At 45.3% G+C, this 23,432-nt stretch carries 18 protein-coding genes, 1 tRNA gene and 1 riboswitch; of the genes, 5 read left to right on the forward strand and 14 right to left on the reverse strand.

All coding sequences use genetic code 11. The annotated features are described in order from the left end of the window. Window positions 1–73: 73 nt before the first annotated feature. From AC0VYG_RS22955 to tkt, 14 genes are all read right to left on the reverse strand, one after another. Window positions 74–871, reverse strand: coding sequence for an ABC transporter permease (locus AC0VYG_RS22955; protein ID WP_475430145.1), 798 nt, complete (start codon window positions 869–871; stop codon window positions 74–76). Beyond that, window positions 868–1,755: an ABC transporter permease gene (locus AC0VYG_RS22960; RefSeq protein WP_199477745.1), complete on the reverse strand. Its 888-nt coding sequence runs from the start codon at window positions 1,753–1,755 to the stop codon at window positions 868–870. The genes AC0VYG_RS22955 and AC0VYG_RS22960 overlap by 4 nt, the downstream gene beginning before the upstream one ends. Next, the gene (locus AC0VYG_RS22965; protein ID WP_475430146.1) at window positions 1,748–2,827 is read right to left on the reverse strand and encodes an ABC transporter ATP-binding protein; all 1,080 of its coding nucleotides are present in this window, start codon (window positions 2,825–2,827) and stop codon (window positions 1,748–1,750) included. The genes AC0VYG_RS22960 and AC0VYG_RS22965 overlap by 8 nt, the downstream gene beginning before the upstream one ends. 83 nt (window positions 2,828–2,910) lie before the next feature. Beyond that, window positions 2,911–4,020: a substrate-binding domain-containing protein gene (locus AC0VYG_RS22970; protein ID WP_475430147.1), complete on the reverse strand. Its 1,110-nt coding sequence runs from the start codon at window positions 4,018–4,020 to the stop codon at window positions 2,911–2,913. Between the two features lie 264 nt (window positions 4,021–4,284). Then, window positions 4,285–5,514 carry a phosphoglycerate dehydrogenase gene (gene serA, locus AC0VYG_RS22975; protein WP_475430148.1) on the reverse strand — a complete coding sequence of 410 codons (1,230 nt, stop codon included), beginning with the start codon at window positions 5,512–5,514 and terminating at the stop codon, window positions 4,285–4,287. 229 nt (window positions 5,515–5,743) lie between these two features. After that, complete coding sequence (trmA, locus tag AC0VYG_RS22980) at window positions 5,744–6,841, reverse strand: tRNA (uridine(54)-C5)-methyltransferase TrmA (protein WP_475430149.1); 1,098 nt, start codon at window positions 6,839–6,841, stop codon at window positions 5,744–5,746. 125 nt (window positions 6,842–6,966) lie between these two features. Beyond that, window positions 6,967–7,662, reverse strand: a complete 696-nt coding sequence (mtnN, locus tag AC0VYG_RS22985; protein ID WP_475430150.1) for a 5'-methylthioadenosine/S-adenosylhomocysteine nucleosidase — start codon at window positions 7,660–7,662, stop codon at window positions 6,967–6,969. Beyond that, complete coding sequence (locus AC0VYG_RS22990) at window positions 7,655–10,231, reverse strand: hypothetical protein (RefSeq protein WP_475430151.1); 2,577 nt, start codon at window positions 10,229–10,231, stop codon at window positions 7,655–7,657. Before AC0VYG_RS22990 ends, mtnN begins: the two co-directional genes overlap by 8 nt. Window positions 10,232–10,239: 8 nt before the next feature. Further along, entirely contained in the window at window positions 10,240–11,391 is a 1,152-nt protein-coding gene (locus tag AC0VYG_RS22995; protein ID WP_475430152.1) for a substrate-binding domain-containing protein, read from the reverse strand. A gap of 214 nt (window positions 11,392–11,605) precedes the next feature. Further along, a tRNA-Leu gene (locus AC0VYG_RS23000) sits at window positions 11,606–11,690 on the reverse strand. A 165-nt stretch (window positions 11,691–11,855) separates the two neighbouring features. Continuing rightward, the gene (fba, locus tag AC0VYG_RS23005; protein WP_475430153.1) at window positions 11,856–12,923 is read right to left on the reverse strand and encodes a class II fructose-bisphosphate aldolase; all 1,068 of its coding nucleotides are present in this window, start codon (window positions 12,921–12,923) and stop codon (window positions 11,856–11,858) included. A 306-nt stretch (window positions 12,924–13,229) separates the two neighbouring features. Further along, window positions 13,230–14,393: a phosphoglycerate kinase gene (locus AC0VYG_RS23010; protein ID WP_475430154.1), complete on the reverse strand. Its 1,164-nt coding sequence runs from the start codon at window positions 14,391–14,393 to the stop codon at window positions 13,230–13,232. A gap of 47 nt (window positions 14,394–14,440) precedes the next feature. Continuing rightward, window positions 14,441–15,460 (reverse strand): type I glyceraldehyde-3-phosphate dehydrogenase, encoded by a 1,020-nt coding sequence (locus AC0VYG_RS23015; RefSeq protein ID WP_475430155.1) that lies wholly within the window; start codon window positions 15,458–15,460, stop codon window positions 14,441–14,443. A gap of 115 nt (window positions 15,461–15,575) precedes the next feature. Then, window positions 15,576–17,567 (reverse strand): transketolase, encoded by a 1,992-nt coding sequence (gene tkt, locus AC0VYG_RS23020; protein WP_475430156.1) that lies wholly within the window; start codon window positions 17,565–17,567, stop codon window positions 15,576–15,578. A 218-nt stretch (window positions 17,568–17,785) separates the two neighbouring features. Beyond that, a riboswitch (SAM riboswitch) is annotated at window positions 17,786–17,861 on the forward strand. 77 nt (window positions 17,862–17,938) lie between these two features. On the opposite strand from tkt, the gene metK reads away from it, so the two are divergent. From metK to gshB, 5 genes are all read left to right on the forward strand, one after another. Beyond that, window positions 17,939–19,102: a methionine adenosyltransferase gene (gene metK / locus AC0VYG_RS23025; protein ID WP_475430157.1), complete on the forward strand. Its 1,164-nt coding sequence runs from the start codon at window positions 17,939–17,941 to the stop codon at window positions 19,100–19,102. A gap of 100 nt (window positions 19,103–19,202) precedes the next feature. Then, a complete protein-coding gene (locus tag AC0VYG_RS23030) occupies window positions 19,203–19,934 on the forward strand; it encodes a 16S rRNA (uracil(1498)-N(3))-methyltransferase (protein ID WP_475430158.1) in 732 nt (243 codons plus the stop codon). 126 nt (window positions 19,935–20,060) lie between these two features. Continuing rightward, a complete protein-coding gene (locus tag AC0VYG_RS23035; RefSeq protein WP_475430159.1) occupies window positions 20,061–21,581 on the forward strand; it encodes a TolC family outer membrane protein in 1,521 nt (506 codons plus the stop codon). After that, window positions 21,578–22,180, forward strand: coding sequence for an OmpA family protein (locus tag AC0VYG_RS23040; protein ID WP_475432563.1), 603 nt, complete (start codon window positions 21,578–21,580; stop codon window positions 22,178–22,180). Before AC0VYG_RS23035 ends, AC0VYG_RS23040 begins: the two co-directional genes overlap by 4 nt. Before the next feature lie 294 nt (window positions 22,181–22,474). Beyond that, window positions 22,475–23,428, forward strand: a complete 954-nt coding sequence (gene gshB, locus AC0VYG_RS23045; RefSeq protein ID WP_475430160.1) for a glutathione synthase — start codon at window positions 22,475–22,477, stop codon at window positions 23,426–23,428. Window positions 23,429–23,432 lie beyond the last annotated feature (4 nt).

Raw genomic sequence — 23,432 nt, forward strand, 5'->3', positions numbered from 1 at the left:
TAAGCAACACAAAGAAAAAGCCTGTCTTTCGTACAAAAAACAGGCTTTTACACATCAATTTCTCAAACAATAACTAAGAGCGTGCTGATTGCTCTCGGCGACGCTTAATTTCATACACGATGGCTAAGATCACAGTAATCGAAATCATCACCAACCCCAACGCATTCACCGCAGGCGTTAACCCTGTGCGTACTTTTGAAGCGATGTACACAGTTAAAGTCGTATCGTACCCCTTAACAAACAAGGTGGTATTGTAGTTCTCAAAGGACTGCAAGAAAGCGATACCCGCTGCCGAAATAATGGCTGGCTTCAAATAAGGTAACAATATTCGACGAAACGCTTGCCACTGTGTCGCCCCTAGACTCAATGCCGCATTTTCCAAGGTTCGGTCAAATCGCTGCAATCGAGCTAGCACCATTAACATGACATAAGCCGCAATAAAGGTCGTCTGCGCGATAACGGTCAATACAATCCCACCCGTTACATGAAAACGCTGCCAGAAAATCAAAGTAGAAATACCAATAATCACCCCTGGTGTTAATAGTGGCGACATCATAATGGAATAAACGAGGGTTTTGCCTTTGCCATGCACCGTAGAAAGAAATAAGGCACAACAGATACCTATAGGCACGGCAACAAGCAACACTCCCACAGCGACAATAAGACTGATCCACAAGGCATGCCACATATTGTCGTCTTGTGCCAAAGCACTAAACCACTTCAAAGTGAACCCACTCCATGGGGAAACCGTTGGAAAGCGACTATTGTTAAAGGTCGCTAAGCCCATGATAATCAGTGGAGTGAATAGATATAAAAAGAAGACACCTATGTAAAAACGCACACCCCATCGCATGATGGTTTCTGATTTCATTTTGCAATGTCCCCCAAGCCAACCTTAAAGACACGCATAACCAAAGCGATAAAACCGATGCAGATAACAAGCAACAAGAAAGCGTATGCTGCTCCCTGATTCCAGTCACCTCCTTCAAAAAACCAATTATAAATAATCTGCGTGAACCAGCGACTGCCTGGAGAGCCCAATATTGAAGGCACCGCGTAACTGCCTGCGGCCAACATAAAGGTCATAATACAGCCAGTGGCAATACCGGGCTTAGCATGAGGGATGACCACTCGCCAATGGGTACGAATCCAGCCAGCCCCCAAATTACGCGCGGCTTTAATCTGATTGGTATCCAAACTCTCAATGGCGTTATAAATTGGAAAAATCATAAACAAAATATAAGCGTACACCATACCAATTAGCACCCCACCATCACCGGATAAAAAGCGAATGGGACGGTGGATAAAACCAAGCCAAAGAAGCAAGGCATTCAATGGACCTTTGTAAGCTAAGATAATGTACCAAGCAAAAGTCCGTAGAATTTCATTGATCCAAAATGGGATGATCAATAAAACCAAGCATAATGCGGCTTTTTGGGGGGTAGCGACTTTTGCCAAATAAAACGCAATGGGATAACTGACGATTAATGTCAGCCCAGTTACCAACACACTCGACCAAATGGTCTTAAAGAAAATCTCCAAGTGGATCTTATTGGTGAACAAGGTCTGATAGTTGACCAAAGAGTACACATCTTTCGGCCCCCCAATCTCTGCAGGAAGCAAATTAGGACGAAAGGAATAATCCACCATTAACAGCTGAGGCAGCACCACCATAGCAATGATCCAAATGGCGATCATGCCAATGACACCGACCGCCAACCCACTACCAAATCGGGCTTTAAGTTGGTTAAACATACTCTGCGGCTCCTAAAATGATGGCATCCTCAACTTTATAGGACAAGGAGATATCCGCTCCAGCCACAAGAGACTCGGAAAACTGATGGGCACCCAGCTGAATTGCCAATTTAGTAGCGGCTGTATTCGCGTTTAGCGTTAAATAAGCACCCTCGAAGTTCACCTCTTCGATCTTACTTGGAATAGTCAGCATATTGTCTTCCGCTTGCAGGCGAAAATGCTCTGGGCGAATAAAAAGCGTTGCTTGATCTCCCGCCTTGACTGTGTTGTGTACTCGTCCTTGTAAATGCCCTAACTGACCACAGTCCATTTCCGCCATGCCGTTATTTAAACTCAGCACCTTACCTTCGATGCCATTATTCTCACCGACAAAGGAAGCGACAAAGGAAGTGTGGGGATCGCGGTATAAGGTAATAGGATCGGCCACTTGTTGCAGTCGCCCTGCTGACATGACACCAACACGATCCGACATGGTTAACGCTTCACCTTGATCGTGGGTAATGTATATAAAGGTGATGCCTGTCTTACGCTGAATATCTTTCAGCTCTGCACGCATGTGCTGACGTAGTTTTAAATCTAATGCCGATAGGGGCTCGTCAAGCAATAACACCCTAGGTTCAACGGCCAAGGCTCGCGCAATCGCAATACGTTGACGTTGACCACCAGACAACTCCGTCACTTTTTTAGAGCCACTGCCATCCAAAGCCACCAGCTCCAGCAGTCGGTCTGATGTTTTTTTGCGCTCTGCTTTAGAGACTCCACGCACTTCTAAGCCAAACTCAATATTTTCCGCAACCGTCATCAATGGAAACAAAGCTAGGTTCTGGAAAATCATCGAGGTGGGACGCTTATTAGCGGGTACGCCACGCATACTCTGGCCACCAATCTTCACATCTCCGTGGGTTGGTTCTAAAAAACCACTGATCATGTTTAGTATGGTGGTTTTACCGCAACCAGATGGCCCAAGAAAACTGAAAAACTCCCCTGACTTAATCTGTAAATCCGTTTTTTGAATCGCAGTAAACTCACCAAACTGCATCACGACGTTATCTAGATGAACACTACTGTCCATACTACCTCTCTCAATTTGTAATAATTCGATTCATTAAAAAATCCCTCGAAGCTGAACGCCACGAGGGATTTTTTCAATAAGGATTAAGCAGATAAGTAACGGTCTTGATACTCGTTACGCAATGCCACGTACCAAGGCTCTTGAATTGGCCACCACCAAAGATTTGCCAAATCTTCTTTGGTATAAGAGGTATTGAAGAAATCTTTCGTTGCTTGAGGCAGCAGCGCTTCGGCTCCCTTCGCAGTGGAGTTATAGCCTGTCGCTTTGACAAACATGGCACCCGCTTCTGGTGTGTAATACCAGTTAATAAACTCATACACAGAGTCCACGTTATTGGCATTTTTAGGCACAACAAAACCTTCCATCCATGCCAATGCTCCTTCTTTTGGCGCACGGTATACAATAGGTTCGCCTTCCGATTGTAATTTGAATGCAGTGCTGTCCCAAGTTTGACCAATGATGGCCCCATTGGTTCGAAAGGCACCCTGCGCCTCATTTTCAGTTGACCAAAACTGAGCGATGGAACCCTTGTATTTCACTGCGGTTTTCAGAATGACATCAAAGTTCGCTCGCATGACTTTCGCTGTTTTATAAGAATCCAACAGAGGGAAAGGCAACTTACCTTGTTTTTCAAGCCACAACCCAATGCCAACCAAAGCCGAATGGGCACGAACGGTAACGCCACCCGCATTCTCAGGTAACCATAAGTCACCGTAGCTCAATTCTTTACTAACCGTCGCTTCGTTCTTATTGTAAGCAATGGCTTCGGTTCCCCAGTCAGACGGAGCAAAATAGCGCTCACCTTTGACAACTCCACCGACTTTGGAGCCAGAAATGGCACTATCCAAACAACCATCCCATTTTATGCGGGTTGTATCTAGGGGCTGGACAAGATCATAAGCAACATAGCCAGGCACACGGTCTACTGTCGGCATAATAATGTCGAAGCCCGTACCATCGGTCGCACGCAGTGAGTTCATCAACTCATCATTGGTACCATAGGGAGTAAAGGTCGCATTGATCCCTGTTTTTTCTTTAAAATCTTTTAGCATTTCATCCGTGATATACCCGGCCCAGGCATAGATCCGTAATTCTTTAGTGGCAGCTACAGCACGGTTGATCATGAAAGGGGAAGCGGCCACAGCTCCAACAACAGAAGCGCCTTTTATAAACTGACGACGAGAGAGAGTCATTCTAAAACTCCTTTAAGATGGTTTATGTGGTCTCGTTAAATGGAGACACTTCAAACGCCTTTTTGATCAAGAGACGCCAATAAAACACTTTTTTATTAAACGAGTGTTCAATAAACATACCATACTACAGAAAAATGACAAATTTATGTCAGTTTAAATTCACATTTCACCACCACCCCATTTGAACAAAAGCATAGCAACAGACTAAGGATGAAAAAAAACCAGCTCGAGGCTGGTTTTTTTGCTATCACTCTAACGCTCTGTTTAGAACAAAACACGCGCTTTAATGGTACCTTCAACGTCTTTCAACTTCTCAAGGGCTAGCTCGCCCGCATCGGAAGACACATCCATGACCATGTAGCCTAACGTCTCAGTGGTACGTAAGTACTGGCCAGTGATATTAATATTGTTATCAGAGAAAATCGCGTTAATCTTAGACAACACACCTGGACGGTTATGGTGAACGTGCAAAATGCGATGATTATCCGCTTGTGATGGTAATGCCACTTCAGGGAAGTTAACAGACGCAATCGTTGTCCCGACATCTGAGTACTGGATCAATTTCTCAGCCACTTCGACGCCAATGTTCTCTTGCGCTTCCATGGTACTACCACCAATATGAGGCGTTAGAATCACGTTATCCAAACCACGTAGTGGTGACACAAACTCTTCGTTATTACTTTTTGGCTCGACAGGGAAAACATCCACCGCCGCACCACTCAAATCGCCCGCTTTAAGCGCAGCGGCAACGGCATCCAAATCTGCAACAGTACCACGAGAGGCATTAATAAAGATCGCCCCTTTTTTCATCTGCGATACTTCTTCAGCACCGATCATCATCTTTGTAGAAGCAGTCTCAGGTACATGCAAGCTAATGATGTCACTGGTAGATAACAGTTCTTTCAGACTCTTAACTTGATGGGCATTACCTAAAGGCAACTTGGTGACAATGTCATAAAAACACACGTCCATCCCCAAGGATTCTGCCAAGACACTCAACTGAGTACCAATGCTACCATAACCAATAATTCCTAAGCGTTTGCCACGAGTTTCGAAAGAACCCACAGCGGATTTCATCCAACCGCCACGATGACAAGCTGCGTTTTTAGCAGGAATACCACGCAACAACAAAATCAACTGACCAATCACTAACTCAGCCACACTACGCGTATTGGAAAAGGGTGCGTTAAATACAACGATACCTTTTTCGCTTGCTGCGTCTAGGTTCACTTGGTTTGTACCAATACAGAAACAGCCAATTGCCACCAACTTATTTGCATGGGACAGTACTTTTTCAGTCAGCTGGGTACGAGAACGCAAACCAATAAAGTGCGCTTCGGAAATCTTATCGATCAAATCTTCTTCCGCTAGCGCGGTTTTATGATACTCGATGTTGGTATAACCGGCGGCATGCAAGGTGTCTAATGCAGATTGATGTACGCCTTCTAATAACAAGATTTTAATTTTGTCTTTGTCTAGTGAGGTGTTGCTCATGGCTCGTTCGACTTCTCTATTAGTGTGGGGGGAAAATTTCACGCCAATATGTTAACACAGAACATTATCTGTCGTATTCAAGATACTGGAATGTCTTTCATTATGTTAGGAGCGAAACTCATATAAAAGGTCGTTTTCGATTATACGGCGTATTGAGACAGTGAGAGTCACAGTCTTTATGAGTAAAAAAAGAGATCAAAAAAAGAGCGAATTTGCTCCCTTTTGGCGGTTAGTCAATACGTTCTAAAAACACACCAGTTTCCACATGGTGAGTATAAGGAAACTGATCAAACATGGCATAACGCACTACCTTGTGCGTAGTAGATAACGCTTCCAAGTTGGCTTTTAGAGTTTCTGGGTTACAAGAAATGTATAAGATGCAGTCCACCTTCCGCACCAGCTCTACGGTGGCATCGTCTAACCCTGCACGAGGCGGATCCACCAGCACAACAGATGGATTTAAAACCTCCATACCAGCCTGTACTAAGGCTTTTGGCAAAGCGACATCACCATTGAGTGAGGCAGAAACATCTTCGCTGGCCATTTTCACCACTTGTACATTATTCACACCATTCATCACGATGTTTAGCTGAGCGGACTGAACCGAGACTTTGGAAATTTCCGTCGCCACCACACGCTCAAAACGACGTGCCAATGGAATCGAAAAATTACCATTACCACAGTACATTTCTAGCAGGTCACCTGAGGTGTCTTTGGTAACATCCAATGCCCAGGCAAGCATCTGTTCATTGATACCGGCATTGGGCTGAGTAAAACTGTTTTCTACTTGCTGGTAATGGTACTTATGTCCATTCACCGTCAAGGTTTCCATGACAAAGTCACGGGTTAGAATCTGCTTTTTCTTGCGGCTGCGACCGATAAAATGACAGGATGGGAAAGCCTCACTCATTAAGCGAGCCGCCGCATTCCACTCATCATCAATCGGTTTATGATACAAAAGGCTGATCAATGCTTCACCAGTGGTCGTCGTTAGAAAATCCACCTGGAATAATTTATGACGCAAAATAGGCACATCACGCACCGCGTCAATCAGCTTGGGCATGAGCTCATTGATCAAACGCGAGGCGGCAAGAAATTGATCCGTCCGAATCGGCGTTCTGGGATCCGCCGAATCAAACATGGCATAAAACAAATCGTCTCCATCATGCCAAATACGAAATTCTGCTCGCATTCGGTAATAAGACGGTTCGCTGGCAAACACTTCTAACGCTGGCAACGATAAATCAGCCATTAAACGGGTCAATTCAGCTTGCTTGTCGACTAGCTGTTGCTCATATAATTCTGGTTGGATTTGATCCGGTCTCATGACTCATACTCTTTAAACAAAGGAAACACCCCACTTTAGGGGCGGCATTATACGAGTTCCAGTACGACAAATCTAATCCAACTCAGAGGATAGGGATCGTATGCTTCCCTATATCAGCCAAACCATTAGGCTTTTAGCATCTGCTGAATCATTAAAGAGGAATTCTCTGCTGCCACCTTCAAGTATTCATCAAAACTTTGTGGCGACTCCTTGCCTGCAATGTCAGATAAAGAACGCACCACCACAAACGGTGTCGCAAATTTAAAGCAAACTTGTGCTACTGCGGCCGCTTCCATCTCAGCGGCAATCATGGTCGGAAAAGTCGCGCGCACAGCTTCTACTCGAACCGGATCGTTCATGAAACTATCGCCCGTACCAATCAAACCGACTTTGGCTTTGACTCGATCCACCGCGGCCACTGCGGCACGAGCCTTTTCGATAAGAGCCGGATCAGAGGCATAGGTTGCAGGCATACTGGGCACCTGCCCCATGGCATAGCCAAATGCGGTGACATCTACATCATGATGCACAACATGATCAGAAATCACCACGTCCCCCACACTTAACTCAGGATCAAAACCTCCCGCCGAACCGATATTGATCACATACTCTGGCGCAAACTGCGATAATAATAACGTCGTAGAGACCGAAGCATTCACCTTACCGATGCCAGACTGAAGCAGTACAACGCTTTGACCTTCAAACTGTCCCGTATAGAAATCACAACCCGCGACACTTTGCTTTTCAACACCAGACATCCACGCCTTAATAACGGAGACTTCTTCATCCATCGCGCCAATTAGACCAATCACCTTACTCATTCTTCTCTGCTCCTAAATCCGTTGTACTTTGCACATAATCTTTCAACGCGCTAATCTGCTCCCCAGTATAGGGAAGATGCATTTCATAGAAGTGCACATTATCCATCATATCCGGCCAATTTTGTACGGCATAAAAACGTATGCTGGGAAAACGTTGCGCAACAGACGTTAACAAGTCCTTGGGTTGCGGCTCCAACAGCACCACGACAGCGTCAGAGTGATAGGGGAAAATCGCTTCAAACTCTTCCAGTCCGGCCAACCACTGAGATGCAATAGACAAACGTTCAAGTTCGGTATACCAAATGGCTTTTGCGACACGGCTTCCTCCCACCACAATCCAAGCTCTTTTGCGCCCTCCCATATGCATGGGGACAATGCCCTCATACTGACGTGCGTTAGCAATCACCTTCTGTAAACGGTAATCCGATACACAACCAGACAGACCCAACACACCGTATTCGAGAAGGTCATTTGGCTGCGTACTTAGCCATATAATCGGCAGTTCCTCTCGATCTTGTTGTCCTTTTAAAGCTTTAATCATATGAAGAGGCGCTTGTACATCATGATCACTGCCAATGATGACCACATCAAATTGAGTCACTGAACTTGCCTGCATAAAAAAGGCGTCCGTTGAGGAGTAGCTTTCTACTTGTCCACCCAGCCGTTCTAGACTGTCTTTGATGCGTTCTGTCTCAAGGTAGTCATTCCACACCCAAGCCACGGTAAAACGCTCCTTTTCATGCCCAGACTCAGTGCCCTGTATCGCCAGAGGCAACTCCACTTTAAAGGCATTATTGCGTAATTGACGTTGGCGACCCGCTAGTGGTTGCAGTAGGGCATTGATCATCCAGTGCCAAAATGGCCTTAACTCAGCTTCACTGATGATCGTCATTTCTAACTCAACACCTGATCGAAGCCTTAACTGGCGCTGTGATGCGTCATTTGAGGCCACAAGCATGAGCAAGACTCTCAGCAAATTTCTTAGATTAATATCACACGTGACAATCATTGAGCCGACGTCTACTGGGCAATCGACTTGTACATCATAGGGTGCGACCCCCAATCGCGATGTCAACCACTCACTCTCTCGAGCAAGTAATTCACCAATAGGCAGGTCCTCGGCCTGAGCCTCTTCTAATTTGAGATCATCAAGCAACTCCAACAAACTGGCCAACCAACCACGATAATATTGACTGGAGGTATTATCGGGCCAACGGGGCAATAAGCTTAATTCCTTTAACAAAACTTCAATGTCTATGTGACGATGCAATTGCAAAGACGATGGTTTTAATTGCTCGAGCTGCCAGGAAAGACGCTTTTCATTGGTCATGTCACGTCCCACAAGCAATAAACTTCTAAAGCCATTCTCATTCGTGAAGGAGTAAGCACACCAGTGATAGATCACATTCAACTGAGGCAATGTCAACTCAAAACTCACACCGACCTCCCCCTTCAAAGCATCTTGAATCGCTTGATGAACAGAAATTGGCGTAAAGTCAAACACACTGCGAGAATGATCATTATTGGGAAAAAGTCGCATCGCTTCTTTGTTCATTGCATCGACACATGCCACTTCATTGCAGAAAATCACCGCATTGTTGGTCGAATCGAGTAATAACTGAAAGCGTCGCTCTTTCGCCTGCAAAAACTGACGATACTGGTCGCCTTGTGCCTGTAATGGCTGCAACTCAGAAAAAGGCAACAACTCCTCACTCGTTCGCCCTACCACAAACGCCAAAGGCGAAAACACCAAACGACGAACCAGCATCACCAACAAGGCAAACAAAATCCCCAAACCAATAAAGAGCCAAAAAACAAACTGCCCCCAGTGATAAAGAGCACCGGAAGTTATGACAGATTTGCTGACCACCTCCAGTTCGAAATGACTATCGTAAACAGAAGAAGAAAACGCACTGGTGAATTGCACACTATTATTAGAAGAATCCAGCGAGTTTCGCTTTTCTTTGAGCAAAATGGCACCTGTGGACGCATCTTTTATCAATACCATATCGACTTTCGCTGCATCCAGTAGCTTGCTGGCTAATGTCAAATTTTCATTTAATGACACAAAACCATACAAGTAACCGACATTCATTCCCTCTTTATCCACTAATTTCTTTTTATAAAGCAAGAATATGGCGCCATCTTTAGAGGTCACTTTTACCCAACGATTGATTTTCCCTTGACGTAACAGGGGCGCAATATCATCCTTGGTGTACAAGCGCGCCCTAGGGTCAATTGCAGGCGGACGGTTTGCCCAATCAATATAGAAAAAATCTAACCCACCAAAGAACAATAAATCATGATGCCCAAACAACATATCAAGGGCTTTCGAAGGTTTGTAATGTCCAAGTAATAAATCTTGGCCAATAAAGTTCATTTCGTATTCAGCACGGTTTAAATACGACTCAAAGGTTTCTTCAACTATTTGTTTTTTTAACACCAGGCTGGATTGAAGTTCATTTTTTTCTCGTGCATCAAACGCAATAAACGAAGCAGCCGATGCCACTGCAAACGCGAATAAAAACAGCGCCAGTATGCGATAAAAAGCACGACGCTCGAGGCTCATTGTCGCGTTTACCATATCACCGCCGAGTATCGATAGGCCTGTTGCAGCATTAAATGCAAACTCGTTGGGTCTTGCTCTGGCGTCATGATTGCTGTTCTTCCAACATACAATCTAGGTTCTGCTTTTCCTTCCATATTCCCTTTTATTCCTTCGGCAACCGCTATGGCCAGGTCATCCCACATAAACAAACTGCTCACCATCACTGGCCCATTGATCAGATGGTCCACTTCATTCACAGACAAGCCCCAACTATTGGTCTGCGCCGAAGACAATCCCCCCTCTTCAGACGCACTCTCAACCTCGCTCTGACCTTGATGAGGATGGCTGTTATGATATGCCTTAATCGCTCTTACCACCCCATTAGAAATAGACTGGGTGCAACTAAAAATAAACGCATCTGGGGTCTGACTCAAGATTCGCTTGGCCGCCACATAAGCAGCCTCCTCATTATTCGCCACCGTTTGTACATCACTAATATGACGATTACGACTGGCCATCGCATCCAAAAAGCCGTTACAACGTAAATCATTCAGATAACCGGACGACAACACCAAAGCCGCCAGTTTCGTATTCTTCGGTAACTGCCGGTCTAAATAGCTCGCCAGTGTTTGCACGGCTTTTAACTGGTCAAACCCCACGTACATAAATGGTGGATGGTATTTCCAGTTTTTAAGCGGCGTCGATAAGTTAAAAAAAATCACCTTTATCTTACCTTGTTGTAACACCCTCTCCACCACATGACTTTGCATCACGTCCAAATCAGTGGCGACTAAATAGTTAGGTTTTTCTTTTTTAATCAAGGCAAAGGGATTTGCTGTCTTAAGGCTCTGAAGATGATCATAAATGGTAATTTGATAGGCAATGCCAAGCTCTTTCATACGCCGTTTAAAGCTTAGCAATAAGGACTTATTTTTAATGGATGACGTCTTACCAGACAATAAAAATGCGACTCGTACAGGAGAAATTTGCGTCATATTAATGGGGTCTGCGGGAGAGTTAACCACAGCAGAAAGCTGCTCGCTTAGCGGACGTTGATCAGGCCAAGCACGATAAAAGTCCTGACTACTCATGACATAAGGCAGCACATTCATCGCCTGAGCGGATGAACATACACCGAAAAGAAAAAGAGCGAAAAGCTTAATAGAAAACAGTCGTCGCATGATGATATCCGCTAACACTTCGGACAGAAGCAATCTTTAGACGTCGTTGCACCATGATGAAAAAGCGCACAAACGTCTTTTTATAAAGTAAACCAAAAAGATAAGCGGTATCACACAGCAACACAAGTAAATGGGAGAGAAAACCGAGAGACAATACTCGAAGAGCAAATTTCAGACATAAAAAAAGCTGACATAAAGTCAGCTTTTTTAAATTTGGTGCGGAAGGAGAGACTCGAACTCTCACGCCGTGAAGCACTGGAACCTAAATCCAGCGTGTCTACCAATTCCACCACTCCCGCAAGGAATGGCGAGCATTATAGGGAACTCATTTTTTTGGTCAACACTTTTTTTCTATTTTCGAGAAAAAAACGAAAAATAAAACGTTTTCTCTCCTATCACACCATAAAACACGGAAGTGTCCGCGCTTTTAACCATCAACACTTAGCAAAGAACGGCGACAAAGATTAAAAAGTACGGCCATTCAAGTATTCACCACGCTCATAACGAACCGCCATTTCCTCAAGGTCGATGGTATGGATACGTGATGCTTGACCTGCACTGCCAAAGGCTTCATAACGATCGATACAAACCGCCTTCATTGCTTTAATACTTTCGGTTAAGTATTTACGCGGATCGAAATTTCCTTTGTGTTCAGCCAAACTACGACGAATAGCCCCAGTCGCGGCCAAACGCAAGTCGGTATCAATGTTCACTTTGCGCACACCATAACGAATGGCTTTGACAATTTCTTCAACGGGCACACCATACGTTTCTGGAATGTCACCACCAAATTCATTGATAATCGATAACCAATCCTGTGGCACCGATGAAGAGCCGTGCAATACAATATGAGTATTAGGCAGACGCTCCACAATGGTAGCAATTCGCTCAATGTCTAAGATATCGCCAGTGGGTGGGCGCGTAAATTTGTATGCCCCATGACTGGTGCCGATCGCAACAGCAAGGGCGTCAATGCCTGTTGCTTCCACAAATTCAAGCGCTTCATCTGGGTCTGTCAGCATTTGCGAGTGGTCTAGGGTACCTTCCGCTCCCACACCATCCTCTTCACCTGCTTGGCCTGTCTCCAAAGAGCCTAAACAGCCCAGCTCCCCTTCCACTGACACACCACAGGCGTGGGCAAACTCCACGGTACGACGCGTGACATCCACATTGTAATCGTAACTGGCTGGGGTTTTACCATCAGCCATCAGAGAGCCATCCATCATCACAGACGAAAAGCCAAGCTGAATAGAACGCTGGCAAATCGCGGGGGACGTGCCGTGGTCCTGATGCATAACAACAGGAATATGTGGGTAATCTTCTATGGCGGCCGCGATTAGGTGACGCAAGAAATGGGACCCAGCGTACTTACGCGCTCCCGCAGAAGCCTGCATGATAACAGGAGAATTGACTTCGTCCGCTGCTTCCATGATGGCTTTCACTTGCTCCATGTTATTCACATTAAAAGCAGGTAAGCCGTAGCTGTGCTCGGCCGCATGATCTAGCAGTTGACGCATACTAATTAAAGGCATAAAAGTTTCCTCTGACAATGAAGCCTTCTATGATTTTCATAGAAGACGGAGCTATGGTATTTCACTCTAGTTTATTTATTCATAAGTGCTAAACACTCATGTGGCTTACGCCTTATCATTTCTTGTCATTCCTAGTGTAAAGTCTAATAGAACCAACACCAAGAGGTCACTCTCTAGTTTTATATCCGCCGACTCATTATTGGTCTGGAGCAATGACACTATTTTTTCATCGATACAGACCAATACGGTCAGCGTGATTGGCTTAAGCCATTATAATATGGGGCGATCTTACGTCACCCTCTTAACTCAATTTTGCGCACGGGTTTCTAACATAGCAACCGCTGGCAGCACTTTTCCTTCAACAAACTCTAGAAAAGCGCCACCGCCAGTTGAAATATAAGACACATGGTCTGTAATGTCATATTTATCGACCGCGGCCAGTGTGTCTCCACCGCCAGCGATAGAAAACCCTTTACTCTTAGCAATGGCCATCGCAAGCGCTTTGGTGCCGCTACCAAACTGATCAAATTCGAAAACACCGACCGGTCCATTCCAAATAATGGTTTGTGAATTCTCAAGCAAGGCAGCAAAAGCAGCCGAGGCTTTAGGCCCAATATCCAAAATCATATCATCAGGCCCCACATCCTTAGCTTCCTTGATGGTCGCTTCTGCATTCGCAGAAAACTCAGTGGCCACCACAACATCCTCAGGCAATGGAATATTGGTTTTTGCCATTAACGCTTTCGCTTGTGGGATCAAATCTTCTTCATATAGTGACTTACCCACGGGCAAGCCTGCAGCGGCTAGGAAAGTATTGGCAATACCTCCACCGACGATCAATTGATCCACTTTATCGGACAAGGATTCCAGTACGGTTAATTTCGTCGATACTTTAGAGCCACCAACAATCGCAGCCATTGGGCGAGCAGGCGTTGCCAAGGCTTTTTCTAAGGCTTCCAGCTCCGCCGATAGTAAAGGACCCGCACAGGCAACAGGAGCAAATTTCGCCACCCCGTGAGTTGAGGCTTGAGCCCGGTGAGCCGTGCCAAATGCGTCCATAACAAACACATCGCACAGAGCCGCCATATTTTTGGCTAACGTTTCGTCGTCACTGCCTTCACCTTTATTGAAACGCACGTTTTCAAGCAAAACCAGTTGGCCTGCTTCCACCTCGACACCACCCAACCAGTCTTTCGCTAGCGGTACGTTCTGTCCTAGTAGAACCGATAAGTGACTCGCCACAGGCTGCAAAGAATAGTCCGCTTCGTATTCCCCTTCGGTTGGACGCCCCAAATGCGACATCACCATCACTTTTGCCCCAGCCTCCAGCGCTAGCTTAAGAGTTGGCAAGGCTGCACGAATACGAGCATCGCTCGTCACTTTTCCACCTTTAACAGGTACATTGAGATCTTCACGAATCAGCACACGTTTATTGGCTAAATCCAGCTCTTTCATCTTAATTACAGTCATGCACACTATCCTCGTCTTATAACGGTCCGATGTATCAATACAATCGTTTATTGACTGATTAAATCAGCCCAATGCCTAGCCACATCCAACATTCGGTTGGCATAGCCCCATTCATTATCAAACCAACAAAGTAACTTCACCATCCGGCCATCAATCACTTGGGTCTGTGTTCCATCGATAATGACAGAGCGCGGGTCATGATTAAAGTCGACAGACGCATGGGGTTCTTGGGTAAAGCCCATCAACCCTAAGTATTTTAAGGTCGCCGCCTCTTGCAAGGCATGGTTAATTTCATTTTTTGTGACATTTCTTTGCGTACGAATAACCAAGTCAATCACAGAGACATTCAGGGTGGGAACCCGTACGGCGTTGCAGCCAATTTTACCTTCTAACTCAGGCATTAAACGGGAAATACCACGAGACAACCCTGTGTCCACAGGAATAATAGAGCTCAGAGCAGCGCGAGTAAGCCGCAAATCTTTTGTGTGATAACTATCGATCACAGGCTGATCATTCATGGCAGAATGGATCGTTTGTGTAACGCCATGTTCCACACCAGCAAACGTCGTCAGCGTATCTAAGATAGGAATCAAGCAATTCGTGGTACAAGACGCCGCTGAGACAATCGTGTGATCTGGGCGAATGTCTCCTTGATTAAACCCATAAACAATGGTCGCATCCATGTCCGCTGCTGCCGGTTGCGACAACAACAATCTGGGTATGCCTGCATCCAGATAAGCTTGCGCCCGCTCACGCTCGGAAAAGCTGCCAGAACACTCTAGCACCATATCCACATTTAACTTGGCCCAATTCAAATCATTCGGTTCTGCACAGGAAAAGCACTGAATGCTGTCATCTCCTATGAGCAAACAATTCCCTTCAACATTGATAGGTCTAGGGAAACGGCCATGGGTCGTATCATAACGAGTCAGATAACTCATCGTCTCAATATCAGACAATTCATTGATCGCCACGACTTGAAAATAATCACGATGACCATTTTCATACAAAGCACGCAGCACAGAACGTCCAATTCTGCCGTAACCATTAATTGCGATTCGCAACATAGCCTTACTTCATCACCACGAAGAACGCAAAATGCATTCTTTATAAAAAAAGAAGAGAAACTAAAAAGACAGGCAAATCATTTGCCTGTCTTTTTAGACGGATTACTTTAGTCAATTACAGTTTATCCGCCGTAGCAACGACATTTTCAACCGTAAACCCAAAGTAGTTCAGGACATCCGCTCCCGGAGCCGATTCGCCAAAAGTGGTCATCGCCACCATGTCGCCCTCAAAACCAACATATTTGTACCAGAAGTCTTTGTGGGCCGCTTCAATGGCAATACGTTTCGTTACAGCACGAGGCAATACCGACTCTTTGTAAGCCGCATCTTGCTCATCAAACACCGTTGTCGATGGCATAGACACCACTCGAACGTTTTTGCCTTTTTCGGTCAACACTTTCGCCGCATCCATCGCCAAGCCCACTTCTGAACCGGTTGCAATTAGGATCAGTTCTGGTGTGCCAGCGCAGTCTAGTAGTACGTAACCGCCTTTCGCCACATTGGCTAATTGTTCATCGTTACGAGCTTGTGCAGGCAAACCTTGACGAGAGAAAACAAGAGAAGTTGGTCCATCACGGCGTTCAATCGCGGCTTTCCAAGCAACAGCCGTTTCGGCTGCATCCGCCGGACGCCAGACAGACATATTTGGCGTGGTACGCAGATTCGCCAATTGCTCAACCGCTTGGTGAGTTGGACCATCTTCCCCTTGGCCGATAGAATCATGGGTATAAACAAAAATATTTTGGATGCCCATCAAAGCGGACATACGCACGGCATTACGAGCGTATTCCATAAACATCAAGAAGGTCGCACCATAGTTAATAAAACCACCGTGTAAAGACGCACCGTTCATGATGCCACTCATACCAAATTCACGAACACCGTAGTAGATGTAATTACCCGCAGGATCGTTTTGGATGCCCTTTGAGCCAGACCAAAGCGTTAGATTAGAACCCGCCAAGTCAGCCGATCCTCCAAGCAATTCAGGCAAAATCGCCCCGAAAGCCCCAATCGCATTTTGGGAGGCTTTACGGCTCGCAATGTTTTCGCCTTTTTCTTGAGACGCTTTGATAAAAGCATCCGCTTTTTCACTAAAGTCCGCTGGCAGTTCGCCTTTAATCACTCGACGCTCAAATTCTGCTGCCAATTCTGGGTAAGCCGCTTTGTATGCGTCAAACTGTTTTGCCCACGCGGCTTCCCGTGCCGCCCCCGCTTCTTTCGCATCCCAACCTTTGTAGACATCTGCAGGGATTTCAAAAGGAGCGTATTTCCAACCCAAGAATTCACGAGCCGCCGCAATTTCATCATCGCCCAATGGGGCGCCATGACAATCGTGGCTGCCCGATTTGTTTGGAGAGCCAAAACCAATGATGGTTTTGCAGCAAATCAATGTTGGTTTGCTTGTTTCCGCTTTGGCCGCTTCAATGGCCGCTTTGATGGCCTCGGGATTATGACCATCCACATCGGCAATAACATGCCAACCATAAGCTTCAAAGCGTTTTGGCGTATCATCAGAAAACCAGCCTTCGACTTCACCATCAATAGAAATACCATTGTTGTCCCAGAAAGCCACTAATTTACCAAGCCCCAAGGTACCGGCTAACGAGCACGCTTCGTGAGAAATACCTTCCATCATACAGCCATCGCCCATAAAGCAATACGTATGATGATCGACGACCGTGTGGCCTTCACGGTTAAACTGAGCCGCAAGCGTTTTTTCTGCAATGGCCATACCGACAGCATTACTAATACCAGCGCCTAATGGACCGGTTGTGGTTTCAACGCCATCTGTGTAGCCATACTCTGGGTGACCAGGGGTTTTAGAGTGCAGTTGGCGAAATTGCTTCAGCTCTTCCATTGGCAGTTTATAGCCAGACAAATGGAGGAGAGAATAAATCAACATAGAACCATGGCCATTAGAGAGCACAAAACGGTCACGATCTACCCATTTAGAATTATTCGGATTGTGCTTTAGAAAATCGTTCCATAGCACCTCCGCAATATCTGCCATACCCATTGGTGCTCCAGGATGACCTGATTTGGCTTTTTGTACAGCATCCATACTCAAAGCACGTATGGCGTTAGCAAGTTCTTTACGAGACGGCATTGTTATTCCACTCCTGATCACTGAACGAACGATAAAAATCTATTTTCCATGCTATGACTCAGCCTTGCAATCTTCTCACTGACATTGCGCACTAAGATTGAGCAAAGAAGATGAAACAGCACTAAGTTAAGACCATCCTAGCAAAAAAGAATGTTATTTACCCCTAAAACTGACCATCTTGACTTGATATTTCACCAAAGATGATCGATCATTTAACGCACTTAATAAGCGTCGATTTGTTTCGGCTTGCGGACGCTATATAAAATCAGCTAAACAGAAGCAATATCACCTGTTTAGCTACCTTACTTTGCTAAGCGGGTTTTTTTATGCCTGTTTGGCGCTTATTCATCATGATGATAGAGGCACTGAACATGTCAGAATATTCTTTATTTACTTCCGAATCCGTTTCGGAAGGCCATCCAGACAAAATTGCAGACCAAGTCTCCGATGCCATTCTCGATGCCATTCTAGAAAAGGACGCCGAAGCACGTGTTGCTTGCGAAACCCTAGTCAAAACAGGCATGGTCTTAGTAGCGGGTGAAATTCGTACTAATGCATGGGTCGACATTGAAGATATCGCCCGTGGTGTTATCCGCGAAATTGGTTATAACAGCTCCGATATGGGATTCGACTGGGAATCTTGCGCTGTCATGAATGCCATCGGCAAGCAATCCGTCGACATCGCTGTCGGTGTGGACGAAGCCAGCGAAAAAGAGCAAGGTGCGGGTGACCAAGGCTTGATGTTTGGCTTTGCCACCAACGAAACCGATGTATTAATGCCAGCCCCCATTACATACGCTCACCGTCTGGTACAACGCCAAGCAGACGTTCGTAAAAATGGTACGTTAGACTTCCTACGCCCAGACGCAAAAAGCCAAGTTACTTTCCGTTATGATGAAAATGGCAAACCGTGTGCCATTGATGCCGTTGTCCTATCAACACAGCACAGTGCCAATGTTAAACAGGCCGACTTGCGTGAAGCGGTAATGGAAGAAATCATCAAACCAGTGCTTCCTGAAGAATGGCTCTCCAAAGACACCAAGTACTTCATCAACCCAACAGGTCAATTCATCATTGGTGGTCCAGTAGGCGACTGTGGCCTAACAGGTCGTAAAATCATTGTTGATACCTACGGCGGTATGGCCCGTCATGGTGGTGGCGCGTTCTCCGGTAAAGATCCATCTAAAGTGGACCGCTCTGCTGCTTACGCAGGTCGCTATGTGGCGAAAAATATTGTCGCAGCTGGCCTTGCAGATAAGTGTGAAATTCAAGTGTCCTACGCCATCGGCGTGGCGGAACCCACATCCATCAGCATTAATACCTTTGGCACGGGTAAGGTGAGCGATGATGTGATTTCTCAACTTGTTCGCGAACATTTCGAGTTACGCCCAGCAGGCTTGATCAAAATGCTTGACCTGAAACGCCCTATCTATTTACCAACAGCGGCTTACGGTCACTTTGGTCGTGAAGGCGAAAACTTTACTTGGGAAAAAACTGATAAAGCTGACGCGTTACGTCGTTCGGCTGGTTTATAATCTAAAGGGTTGCCTTTATAAAAGCCCTTTTCGACTTTTATAAGTTGAAAAGGGCTTTTTTGATTTCTACCACTCTCCCTTATTTTGCATAGGACAAGAGATGCGCATTCCACGAATATTTGTCGATATTGAACTAACTGAAAACACCATCATCGCTTTACCTGATGCTTCTTTTCAACATGTCTGCAAAGTACTGCGTTTGAAAAATGGCCATCCAATACGCCTTTTTAATGGCAAAGGCGGTCAATATCACGGCACCTTATGCGATGTGGAGAAGCGTTCTGCCAATGTGGCCATTGGCGAATTTGAACCGCTCAATAACGAATCCCCAATAAAAGTCACGCTAGGACAAACGTTGTCTCGCGGTGAACGCATGGACTATGCGATTCAAAAAGCCGTAGAGAGTGGAGTGTATGAGATTCAGCCTTTGTTTAGCGAGCGTTGTGAAGTGAAACTGGATGATAGCAGAGCCGAAAAGCGACAAAACCATTGGCAACAAGTCGCCATCAGCGCCGCAGAGCAATGCGGCCGAGGAATCGTTCCAACCATTCATCCCCCCGTAAAACTCACTGAATGGGTTCTTAATTGTAACGAAATGTTAAAAATAACACTGCACCATCACAGTGCAAAACCCATTACAGACTTCAAAAAACCCGATAATAATGCCGTCGCTCTCTTAATTGGTCCCGAGGGTGGCCTCACTGAGGAAGAGGTAAAAGCATCAAAAAATCAAGGGTTTAGCGCGATATCTTTAGGACCCCGAGTTCTACGAACCGAAACCGCTCCAATCGTTGCACTCACAGCCATCAACCTACTTTGGGGTGATATCTAGACTTAACGCTAAATAACAAAAAAACGCCAAATGTAATCATGCATGAATTGTTCATTGACGTACACGGTGTCAACATAGTCTAGCGAAATTAGTACGTAGTATTACAAGCCTTAAAGGAACATATTCATGTTTGTTCGTAACGCCATACTCAGAGTCACGTACCTTAGTGCCTTTTTATTTTCAGTTCAGGTGTCTGCCATGACCTTGGAAGAGGCAACTTACCAGGCCATTGAAAATAGCCCCACTGTACGTCAAGCACTTGCTAAATATCGAGAAGATATACAAAACGCTGAGCAGGCAGATCGATCGGGATTTTACCCCAGCATTGACCTAGAGGCTGGCATTGGACGCCAAACATCCTATGAAGACAATACGCGTAATAGCGATATCAGCCTAACACGTCGTGAAACGGTGCTCTCATTAACTCAACCCATTTTTAATGGTTTTTCTACCACCTACGATGTGAAGCGTTTAAATAGCGAAGCGCAATCTGATCGCTGGCAAGCCTTAATCAAAGTGGAAGACACCGCTTTGAAAACATCAAAAGCCTATACGGATGTCTTACGTTATCGCGAGCTTTTGAAGTTGGCCGATCAGAACTTAGCCACACACGAACGCATTTACAAGCAAATCAAGTTAAAAACCGATTCAGGCATAGGTCGTGAATCGGATTTAAGCCAAATTACCGCTCGTGTGGCAAAAGCTAGAGCGAACCGCTCTGCCGCATTAAACAATCTCTCCGATGCCGAAACGAATTATCTAAAGGTAGTGGGAAAACTGCCACCCAAAAATATGATCTATCCAATGCCTGATCGCACACTATTGCCAAAGACCTTACAACAGGCCGTTGACCAATCATTAAAGAATAATCCGGCAATCATTGGCTCTAAATGGGATGTCGATGCCACGGAAAGCTATATAAAGTCCGTTAATGGGGCAAACTATCCAAGCATAAACTTTACACTAGAGCGCAAGTGGAACCATAATATTGATGGTACTATTGGCCCTGATGAAGACCTTCAAGCCATGATACGCTTGAAGTACAATATATACAGCGGTGGCAGTAATAAGCGTAAAAAAGAAGCTGCGGTTCAACAAAGTGTTCAAGCGTCTGAAATTCGTCGTAATACGATTCGCGAAACTCAGCAAGCGGTGCGTTTAGCTTGGGCGTCGTATCAAGCCACCCAAGAGCAAAAGGGCTACCTCAAAGAGTATGTTATTGCAACAAAAGAGTCTCAAGTGGCGTATGCAAAGCAGTTTCGCTTAGGACGCCGTACCTTGCTTGATGTACTAGATAGTGAGAACGAGTTATTTCAAGCGCGTCAAGACTATGTGAATACGGATTTTGATGAGCTATATTCTGAGTTCCGTCTCTTTAATGCAAAAGGCGATTTATTGAGGGCTTTTAGAATTTATCGTCCTGAAGCACTGGGCTTCTCAGATCATTTTGACAAAGACAAAAAAGAACGTACTGCTGTCACACCGATACAACAGCTAAAGCAAGTGGAAAAGACAGCAAGTGAGACAAAAGCAGGGAATACTCCCACAGCTGCTCAAGGTAACAACAATACACAGGTAAATGACAAAAATAGCTCTAATGATTCACTTTTCATAGATTCTGGTGGAGACAATAGTCCTTGGCAGTGATTTTTTTAAGGTTAATATTCGTTATCGCCATAGGCATGGGATCCATTGCCTACGGCGATACTTTGTTTGGAAATCACTTTAATCCCCAATCACTTGATGATAATGACCATGATGGTGTCATCAATGAACGTGACCTTTGCCCTAATACCCCCGCTGGCGCCAAGGTCGATAATAATGGTTGTCCTATTATCACCGTATCCCTATTAAAGCTGGATCTAAAAGTCTTATTTGCTTCTGGCAAATACAATGTAGAGCCTCGTTTTTATAAACAAATTAAACGCCTCGCTGATTTCCTTAATAAGCACCCTAAAAGCCACGTATTAATCAAAGGCTATACCGACAGCGATGGACTACCAGAGAATAATCTTACACTCTCTGAGGAACGCGCTTCCGCCATTGCCAATGTCCTGATTAATGTCTTTAAAATTAATAAAGACAGAGTCACTGCCAGGGGCTATGGCGAAGCTGACCCCATTGCGCCAAATGATACCCCAGCAGGACAGGCTAAAAACCGCCGAGTGATTGCCGATGTCACCGCAGATAAGACTGAGGTAGAACCCAGATGGACTATTTACAGTGTTGATAAAAGTATACAGTAAGGGGGCGTACTAAGCGGCTTAGCCTGAAAGCAGCCAAAACAGCACTTTAATGGCATGTGCAGAACGTTTGTAGAATGCACACCAAAAATAGAGGCCAAAGGATACCAGTAGCATCACAACTTGTCTTCGAGTGACTCAGGAAGCCTAGTGTTTATTAGAACGAACCCCGTCTTCCGATTTATCTTCTTATTTAAGGGTGTTTTTTTTTCTCAGTACCCTTATATTTCTATAGCATCATCTTTATATTGATTCACACAAGCTTTACCTTCGCGAGATCGCACTAGGAAAAACACTATGACCATCAAACTTGGCATTGTAATGGATCCCATTTCATCCATTAACTACAAAAAAGATACCTCCTTGGCCATGCTCTGGGCTGCAGCAGAAAAAGGCTGGGATCTGATTTACATGGAACAAAAAGACTTATTTCTAGAAAATGGCAAAGCCTTTGCCATGATCCAGCCGTTACAAATATATAAAGACCCTCAGCATTTTTATGACCTAGGGGAAGAAACCAAAATGGCCCTTGGTGAGTTGGATGTCATTTTAATGCGTAAAGATCCACCGTTCGATAGCGAGTTCGTTTATAGCACAATGATTTTAGAACAAGCCGAACGGGATGGTGCCATGGTGGTCAATGATCCGAAAAGCCTCCGTGACTGCAACGAGAAGTTGTTTGCGACCCAATTTCCACAATGCTGTCCAGAAGTCCTCGTCACCCGTCGTAGCGATTTACTCAAAACCTTTCATAAAAAACACGGTGATGTGATTTTCAAACCATTAGATGGCATGGGTGGCTCTTCTATTTTCCGACTCAAGCCAGATGACGCCAATGTCAGTGTGATTATTGAAACACTCACCAACATGGGCTCTGAACAGATCATGGCACAAAAATTTATCCCCGAAATCAAGCAGGGTGATAAACGCATTCTTGTGGTCAACGGTGAGCCTATTCCCTATGCACTGGCTCGCATTCCCGCCTCTGGTGAGACCCGTGGCAATTTAGCCGCAGGTGGCCGTGGCGAAGGACGCCCCCTGACCGATCGTGATCGCTGGATATGCGACCAAGTCATTCCGTCCTTGAAAGAAAAAAATCTTCTGTTTGTCGGTTTGGATGTTATCGGTGATTACCTCACTGAAATCAACGTCACCAGTCCAACCTGTGTCCGCGAATTAGACACCCAGTTTGACCTTAATATCGCCATGGTATTAATGGATGCAATCGAAGCACGACTAGCCAATAACTGATTCA

The organism is Marinomonas sp. 63XJN7_7_ISO-PGPR-S23-202 (assembly GCF_056173505.1).

What these genes read in the sequence shown, in the direction of transcription:
- AC0VYG_RS22955 (WP_475430145.1), bottom strand. Translation starts at nt 871, where the DNA reads ATGAAATCAGAAACCATCATGCGATGGGGTGTGCGTTTTTACATAGGT.
- AC0VYG_RS22960 (WP_199477745.1), bottom strand. Translation starts at nt 1,755, where the DNA reads ATGTTTAACCAACTTAAAGCCCGATTTGGTAGTGGGTTGGCGGTCGGT.
- AC0VYG_RS22965 (WP_475430146.1), bottom strand. Translation starts at nt 2,827, where the DNA reads ATGGACAGTAGTGTTCATCTAGATAACGTCGTGATGCAGTTTGGTGAG.
- AC0VYG_RS22970 (WP_475430147.1), bottom strand. Translation starts at nt 4,020, where the DNA reads ATGACTCTCTCTCGTCGTCAGTTTATAAAAGGCGCTTCTGTTGTTGGA.
- serA (WP_475430148.1), bottom strand. Translation starts at nt 5,514, where the DNA reads ATGAGCAACACCTCACTAGACAAAGACAAAATTAAAATCTTGTTATTA.
- trmA (WP_475430149.1), bottom strand. Translation starts at nt 6,841, where the DNA reads ATGAGACCGGATCAAATCCAACCAGAATTATATGAGCAACAGCTAGTC.
- mtnN (WP_475430150.1), bottom strand. Translation starts at nt 7,662, where the DNA reads ATGAGTAAGGTGATTGGTCTAATTGGCGCGATGGATGAAGAAGTCTCC.
- AC0VYG_RS22990 (WP_475430151.1), bottom strand. Translation starts at nt 10,231, where the DNA reads ATGAGCCTCGAGCGTCGTGCTTTTTATCGCATACTGGCGCTGTTTTTA.
- AC0VYG_RS22995 (WP_475430152.1), bottom strand. Translation starts at nt 11,391, where the DNA reads ATGCGACGACTGTTTTCTATTAAGCTTTTCGCTCTTTTTCTTTTCGGT.
- fba (WP_475430153.1), bottom strand. Translation starts at nt 12,923, where the DNA reads ATGCCTTTAATTAGTATGCGTCAACTGCTAGATCATGCGGCCGAGCAC.
- AC0VYG_RS23010 (WP_475430154.1), bottom strand. Translation starts at nt 14,393, where the DNA reads ATGACTGTAATTAAGATGAAAGAGCTGGATTTAGCCAATAAACGTGTG.
- AC0VYG_RS23015 (WP_475430155.1), bottom strand. Translation starts at nt 15,460, where the DNA reads ATGTTGCGAATCGCAATTAATGGTTACGGCAGAATTGGACGTTCTGTG.
- tkt (WP_475430156.1), bottom strand. Translation starts at nt 17,567, where the DNA reads ATGCCGTCTCGTAAAGAACTTGCTAACGCCATACGTGCTTTGAGTATG.
- metK (WP_475430157.1), top strand. Translation starts at nt 17,939, where the DNA reads ATGTCAGAATATTCTTTATTTACTTCCGAATCCGTTTCGGAAGGCCAT.
- AC0VYG_RS23030 (WP_475430158.1), top strand. Translation starts at nt 19,203, where the DNA reads ATGCGCATTCCACGAATATTTGTCGATATTGAACTAACTGAAAACACC.
- AC0VYG_RS23035 (WP_475430159.1), top strand. Translation starts at nt 20,061, where the DNA reads ATGTTTGTTCGTAACGCCATACTCAGAGTCACGTACCTTAGTGCCTTT.
- gshB (WP_475430160.1), top strand. Translation starts at nt 22,475, where the DNA reads ATGACCATCAAACTTGGCATTGTAATGGATCCCATTTCATCCATTAAC.